Origin of the sequence: Streptomyces sp. NPDC059398 (assembly GCF_042751845.1) — a bacterium.
In the GTDB taxonomy this organism is placed as follows: Bacteria; Actinomycetota; Actinomycetes; order Streptomycetales; family Streptomycetaceae; genus Streptomyces.
Genome location: NZ_JBHYWP010000059.1, coordinates 42,963 through 49,616 on the forward strand (window position 1 = coordinate 42,963; position 6,654 = coordinate 49,616).

Annotated in this window: 4 protein-coding genes; 3 read left to right on the top strand and 1 reads right to left on the bottom strand. The window is 70.9% G+C overall.

The window, feature by feature from the left end; all coding sequences use genetic code 11:
* Positions 1-16: 16 nt before the first annotated feature.
* The gene (locus ACFXBC_RS21085; protein ID WP_385026376.1) at positions 17-1,324 is read right to left on the bottom strand and encodes an MFS transporter; all 1,308 of its coding nucleotides are present in this window, start codon (positions 1,322-1,324) and stop codon (positions 17-19) included.
* A gap of 220 nt (positions 1,325-1,544) precedes the next feature.
* On the opposite strand from ACFXBC_RS21085, the gene proP reads away from it, so the two are divergent.
* From proP to ACFXBC_RS21100, 3 genes are all read left to right on the top strand, one after another.
* Entirely contained in the window at positions 1,545-3,170 is a 1,626-nt protein-coding gene (proP, locus tag ACFXBC_RS21090) for a glycine betaine/L-proline transporter ProP (RefSeq protein ID WP_385026383.1), read from the top strand.
* 117 nt (positions 3,171-3,287) lie between these two features.
* Positions 3,288-3,746 (top strand): MarR family winged helix-turn-helix transcriptional regulator, encoded by a 459-nt coding sequence (locus ACFXBC_RS21095; RefSeq protein WP_385026378.1) that lies wholly within the window; start codon positions 3,288-3,290, stop codon positions 3,744-3,746.
* On the top strand, positions 3,743-6,628 hold the full coding sequence (locus ACFXBC_RS21100) for an FUSC family protein (RefSeq protein WP_385026381.1): 2,886 nt from the start codon (positions 3,743-3,745) through the stop codon (positions 6,626-6,628). Before ACFXBC_RS21095 ends, ACFXBC_RS21100 begins: the two co-directional genes overlap by 4 nt.
* The last annotated feature ends 26 nt before the right edge of the window (positions 6,629-6,654 follow it).

Genomic DNA, 6,654 nt, shown 5'->3' on the forward strand with positions numbered 1-6,654 from the left:
AGCCCGGCCGGCCCGCTCAGGCGAAGGCGCGCTCCGCCTCGATCTCCTCCAGGGACTTGCCCGCCGTGTCCGGTATGAAGAAGAAGCCGACCGACCCGCTGATGATCAGGAACACGGCCAGCATTCCGGCCACCGGCCTGATGCCGGTACTGGCGAGCGCCGGTACGAACAGGCTCCAGATGCCGACGAAGGTCCGTGAGAGACCGAAGGTGAAGCCCTGCGCCGTGCCGCGCAGCATGGTCGGGAAGAGCTCCTGGCTGAAGATCTTGTAGAGCGGCTCCCCGGCGAATGTCCCGCCCACCGCGAACAGCACGATGTTCAGGATGATCACCGGGATGGTGAACGGCAGTACCAGATAGCTGACATAGGCGATGACCTGCATGGCGCCGCCCGCGCCCCACATCCATTTGCGGGTGAGGTGGCTCCGGTCGACGTAGCTCATGAACAGCAGCGCCGCACCGATGCTCACCACGAACCCGGCGCAGGCGAGGGCCACCCCGGCCGACTGGCTGCCCGCATGCAGCGTCCTGATCATGTACGGGGTGAAGATGCCGTTGGTCGCGGCGGCCAGCCCCCAGAAGAGGTAGATCGTCCCGGTCCAGATCAGCGCGTTGCGGTTGGGGCCCCGGAACAGGGCGCCCGTGGTGGGCCGGGCCGTCATCCCCGACGCGAAGGCCCTTTTCCAGCGCGCCGACTCCGCGAGACCGCGCCGGAGCGCCCAGGTCACCAGTGCCACGACGAACAGCTGGAGGAACACCAGCCGGATACCGAGGAGTCCGAACGGGGCGAGGACGAGCGCGAGCAGCAGCACGATGACAGGGCCCAGGCTCCAGGCGATCTGGGTGAATCCAAGGAGCTTTCCGCGCGCCGATGCCGGAGCGAACTCGCCCACCAGCGCGAGAGAAGTGGGGACGTCGGCGCCCACGGCGAGACCGACGACAAAAGTACCCAGGAAGAGCATCAGCGGATTGACCGCGAGTGCGATGCAGAGAATTCCCGCCGCATAGACGAGCAGGTCGTACTTGTAGATGCGTTTACGGCCGAGTGTGTCGCCGAGCCGTCCGCCCACGAACGCGCCGATGGCACAGCCGATCGCATTGGGCCCGAGCGCTGCCAGCAGCCCCACCGCATTCGAACTCAAGTGCAGATATGCCTGGAACATCGCGAGCCCGGCGCCCAGGGCGACGATGGATCCGGCATCCATATAGGAGGCCATACCGGCCAGCACCGACCATTTCCACTGCTCGGATGTGACTTTTACGCCTTCTTTTTCCGCTGTTTCCCCCGCTGCCGTACCGAAATCGCCTGTCTCCTGGGGGATCATGCCTTTCTCCGGATCTGCTCGTGGTTCGCGGCCGGTGGCCGGCGGTCTGTGGTCGGAAGCCGGGCTGTTTGCAGCTGCATTGTCCTGGCAATGCGGGGTACGGAGTGGTCCGGCACTCCGTCTTACGGACCGTTGTGCCCGACGGTGCGCCGACACGCGGTCTCCTGTGTTTCCCGGAAGGAACTGGACAGGGGAGGCCGAGGCGATGATGAACGCGGCAATGCCGCTCTGCAGACGGGATGACATGAGCAAGGGACGCCCCCGCCGGGAAACACGGCCGTCCGGCGGATCGAACTCCGCCAATGACCGGCTCCTCCGTATCCTGCTACGGCGCCGCAAACGGTCACTGAGCCCCGATGACGTGACGGTCACCGACAAACCCGAGGTGCGCCGGGCGGTGTCCGCATCCGCTCTCGGCAACATGATGGAGTGGTTCGACTTCGGCGTGTACGCCTATTTGGCGGGCACCCTGGGAAAGGTCTTCTTCCCCGCGAGTTCGCCCGGCGCGCAGGTCGTGTCCACCTTCGCGACCTTCGCTGCCGCATTCCTCGTGCGCCCCCTCGGCGGCCTGGTGTTCGGACCGCTCGGCGACCGGATCGGGCGTAAACGCGTACTCGCCGCGACCATGATCATGATGGCGATCAGTACATTCGCCGTCGCTTTCCTGCCCAGCTATGACTCGATCGGATTCGCCGCGCCGATCCTGCTGCTGATCTGCCGGCTCGTGCAGGGTTTCTCCACCGGCGGCGAATACGCCGGAGCGACGACCTATATCGCCGAGTACTCGCCCGACAAGAGGCGCGGATTCCTGGGCAGCTGGCTCGACTTCGGTACCTTCGTCGGCTACTCGCTCGGCTCCGGCATCGTGACCATCCTGACCGCGGTTCTCGGGGACGACGGGATGGTGCACTGGGGCTGGCGTATCCCGTTCCTGGTGGCCGGGCCGCTCGGCCTGATCGGTCTGTACATGCGGCTGCGGCTTGAGGAGACCCCGGCCTTCAAGCGGCAGGCGGAGGAGGACGCGGCCGAGTACGCGGCGGAGCCGCACGAGGAGGGTGACGAGGACCCGGTGGAGGTGGCCCGGCAGTCCGGTCACGGGCGGCTGAAGGAGATCTTCACCCAGCACTGGCAGGCGGTGCTCATCTGTATGGGGCTCGTCCTGCTCTACAACGTCACCAACTACATGGTGACCTCGTACCTGCCGACCTTCATGACCGAGACGCTCGGCCAGGACGCGCTCACCGCCCAGCTGCTGGTGCTCGGCACCATGGTCGTGGTGGTGCTCACCATCACCACGGTGGGCCGCAGCTCCGACCGCTGGGGCCGCAGGCCCGTCTTCATGGCGGGCAGCATCGCGCTCATCGTCCTCTCGGTCCCGGCGTTCGTCCTGATCCGGCAGGGCGGCATCCTGCTGCCCGCGTTCGGCTGTCTCATCCTGGGCCTGCTGCTGGTGTGCTTCGCCGGTACGTCGGCGTCCACCCTGCCCGCCCTCTTCCCGACCCGGCTGCGGTACGGCGCCCTGTCGATCTCGTTCAACGTCTCGGTCTCGCTCTTCGGCGGTACGACGCCGCTGATCGCCTCGGGTCTGGTCGAGGCCACCGGCAATGACATGGTCCCGGCGTACTACCTGATGGTCGCCGGGGTCATCGGCTTCATCGCCACCTACTTCCTGCACGAGACGGCGGGGCGGCCGCTGCGCGGCTCCGGTCCCATGGTGGAGACCCCCGACCAGGCGCGCTCGCTGGTCGCGCAGAGCCGTACCGAGGCCGGACGGCGGGCGAGGGACGTGTGGATCCATCTGCGCCATCCCTGGGCCCGGCGGAACGGCGGCGACCACCAGGGCTGAGACCGGAGGGGCCCGGTGTCCGCCGGGGCTCCGGCCGGGCCCCGCGGGCGGCCGGGCTCCCGGGCCCCGGCGGAGGGGGGTGCGGAGGCATCCCTGACGGCAATATATAATTGCGATATGCATCTATCTCCGGCCTCCGACGAACAGCGGATCGAGGACGCGGCCCGAGGGCTCCTGCGGTGCATCGGACGGCTCTCCCAGGCACTGTTCCGGGCCGGAGAATTCGGACTTCCGCGCAGCCACACCGCCGTGCTCGACGCCCTGGAGCCCAGGCCCCGCCGGGTCACCGAGGTCGCCGCCTACACCGGCATCGCCCAGCCGCGGGTGACCGTCGTCCTCCAGGAGCTGGAGGAGCGCGGACTCATCGAGCGCGAACGGTGCGCCAGGGACCGGCGTGTCGTCGAGGCGTCGCTCACCCCCGCCGGCGGAGAGCTTCTGGAGCGGGCGCGGCAGCGGATGGCCTCGGCCCTTCTCGAAGGGCTGGGGACGAACGTCGATGATCCGGAGCGGGCCGTGGGACTGGCCCGGGATGCGGTGTCCACCCTTCTGCACGCCGTCGAACCGGAGGTCAGTTGACCACCCCAGCCACCCCAGCAGCCTCAGCAACCGAAACCACCGGAGCCACCGGAGCCACCGGAGCCGGCGGGGCCCCGGACCCGGCAGCCGGACCGGACGGCGGCCGGCCGCCCCGTACCGGAGGCTCCGTCGCACCCCGCCGGGTCGGCGGGCCGAGACGCTGGTGGGACTGGGTGCTCGCCGCCGACCCCGGACTCGGCCAGCTGCAGGCCGGCTGGCGCTCGCTGGTCGCCGTCACGACCGGGCTCGCCGTCGGTTACGGGATGTCCGTCGCCCTGACCCTGCCGGCCATGCTCGGCATGATGGTCGGCGGGATGATGGGCCTGATGAGCGCGTTCGCCATCGCGGAGAACACCCCGCTCCGGCTGACCCGCGCCATCCTGTGGATGCCGTTCCCCTACTCGGCGGTGCTGCCGCTCGCCGCGTGGCTGCACCAGGACCGTGCGTTGGAGCTCACCCTGATGGTGGTGGCGCTCGCGCTGACGTTCTTCCTCGCCCGGTTCGGGTCGCTCGCGCTGCTCACCGGCATGATGCTCTTCAACTCGTTCATGGTCGGGATGATGGCGAACATCCCGCTGAACCTGTGCGGGAAGCTGTTCGTCGTGGCGCTGGTCTCATCGGCCGCCATCCTCGCCGCCCGGCTGCTGCTCTGCTGCCCGATGCCCCGCGAGGACCTGCTGCGGACCCAGCGCGCGTTCGTCGTGGAGGCGCGCCGGGTCGGTGACGCCGCGACCGCCGCGCTGGATCCGGACGCCGACCACGAGGTCGCGATCAAGCGGATGCGGCGCAGCCTGCGCCGCCTCAACATCACCACCGTCACCATCGACGGCCGCCTCGCCCAGCCCGAGGTCGCCGCCGACCCGCACACCGCCGAACTGCTCCACCAGTACCTCTTCGACGCCGAACTCGCCCTCCAGGGCATCGGCCAGGCGGTGCAGCGGCTCGCCGCTCTGCCCGTGCCCCCGCATCTGCGGGAGGCGATGGTCGTCGCGCTGGTCGTCGCCCGCGACACCCCGCTCGGCCGGGCCGACGCGCTGCACCCGGCGGCCCGGCTCATCCAGCAGCAGGCGACCGACGTCCTCAGCGACCGCGACGCGACCCCCGACGAGGCCGAGGCCGCGGTGCTGGCCCGGCGGGTCGGCCATCTCCTCGACTCGCTCGCCGACTCCCTGGCCCACTGGCTCGACCTCGGCTGGAACGCGCCGAAGGCACGGGCCAAGGTCCCCTTCCAGCCCACCGTGGCCCTGGAGCAGAACCGCCCGGCCGGCACCGGCGCGGTCGCCCGCAGGGTGGTGGCGTCCCAGGAGCTGAAGGGCTGGCGGCGCGTCGTCCCGTACGTACGCGTCCCGCTGCACGCGGCGGTGGCCTGCGCCATCGTCTGCCCGATCACCGACGCCATCGATCCCCGGCGCTTCTACTGGGGCCTGGTCGGCGTGATGATCACGCTCTTCGGCACCAACACCACGCACGAGCGGCTCCGCAAGCTCGCCCACCGCATGGTCGGCACGGTCGCGGGCGCGGTGATCGGCATCTGGCTGCTCCGGCTCATCGGCCCCGGCCACGTCTACTGGACGCTGCTGGTCATCGTGGCAGGGCTCGCCCTGGGCGCCTGGGGCATGCAGCGCCAGTACGCCTACTGGGTCGTGGGGCTCGTCACCGCGCTCGTCCAGCTGTACGGGATGACGACCCCGTACGGCCGCATGGACCATCTGCTGGCCGAGCGGCTGCTCGACAACGGGCTCGGCATCCTCGTCGCCACCGCCTGCGCCGCGCTGATCTTCCCGCTCTCCACCCGGAAGGTCGCCCAGGAGGCCGACCGCGGCTATGTCGCGGCGCTTGAGCACCTGGTGGCCCAGGTCCGCGAGCGCTGGGAGGACCCCGAGGCCCCGGTCCGGCTGCGCGGGGCGGCCCGCGGGGTCGACGCGGCCCTCTTCCAGGTCCGCAGTGTGCACCGGCCGCTGGTCCGGATGCCGCTGGGGGTACGGGGGCGCGCCGCCGAGAACCGGCTCGCGCTTCTGGCCACCGCCACCGCGCACGCCCGCGCGCTGGCCGCCGCCGCCGATGTCGACATCGATCTCGGTCCCGGGCTCACCGGGCAGGTCGAGCGGATCACCGAGACGCTGCTTGAGTCGCTGCGCGCACTCGACCGGCACTTCTCGACAGGTGAGGCCGCCGGTACCTGGGTCCGGGTGAGTCCGCTCGTCCGCGACCTCGAAGGCCGGCTGCGGGCCCCGGCGGGCCCCCGGGCCGACCGGCTGCACACCGCGCTCAGGGAACTGGCCGCGCTGGACGAGGTCCTGGCCGGATTCGCCGAGGGCCGCGGTCTGCGGACCGTCGCCGCATCCACCGAGCAGTCCGCCGCGCCCGCCGAGGCCCCGAGGACGACGCCGCCCACACCACGTGAGCGGCGCACCCAGGAGGTTCTGGCGGCGTGGGCCGCACACACCCGGCAGGCCGGTGTGCAGAAGCCGGGAGCCGCGGCCGGTGCGCACGCGCCGGTCACCTCCCCGTCCCCGCACCCGGCAGCGCCGGTGGCGGCCGGGGATGCCGGGCGGGGTGCGGTGCCCGCGCCCCGTCAGGGCGGCGGACGCCGGCCGGCCCGCGGCGCCGGTGGCCCGGTCACCGTCAGCGGTTCCGTGCGGTGTGCGGACCACCCGGTCGACTGCGACGCGTGGATCACGGTCGTCAGCTCGCGGGGCAAGCGCCAGGCGGGGGTGCGGGCGTCCGGCGGCCGCTACCGGATCACCGGTCTTGAGCCCGGTACGTACACGCTCATCGCGGCCGGCTCGTCCCATGCCCCGCGTGCCGAGTTCCTCTCGGTGACCCGCACGGAGGGCGAGATGCACCACGACATCCGGCTCCACCCGGCGTCGGGGCGGTGACGGACCACCGCCGGCCGGAGCGGCTG